Annotated in this window: 1 protein-coding gene; it reads left to right on the top strand. The window is 31.9% G+C overall.

The annotated features are described in order from the left end of the window. Positions 1 to 232 (top strand): hypothetical protein (locus tag AAEY83_RS18840; protein WP_351061764.1); only part of this gene is annotated, 232 nt, incomplete at both ends.

The following is a 232-nucleotide window of genomic DNA, read 5'->3' as shown; positions in this document are numbered from 1 at the left end:
CTAATATACAGCTAAAAAAACAACAACAAAGCATACCGTTAAATATCGCCCTTACCCAATTATCTGATTCTGTTTCTATGTTGTGTTTAGAGCCTTTAAAAAGCGATGTAATTGAGCTCTATAATTTTGATCGGGTTATTTCTGAAATATCAACAGACTTAATCGACATACAAAATGATGATATAGATTTGCATATTAATTTTGCGTTAAAAGCCATTGGCACTGCATTTGC

This window comes from Psychrobacter sp. TB20-MNA-CIBAN-0197 (genome assembly GCF_040309765.1).
Taxonomy (GTDB): Bacteria; Pseudomonadota; Gammaproteobacteria; order Pseudomonadales; family Moraxellaceae; genus Psychrobacter; species Psychrobacter submarinus.
The sequence above is the reverse complement of the archived record's forward strand: the minus strand, read 5'-3'. Positions and strand labels throughout refer to the sequence as shown.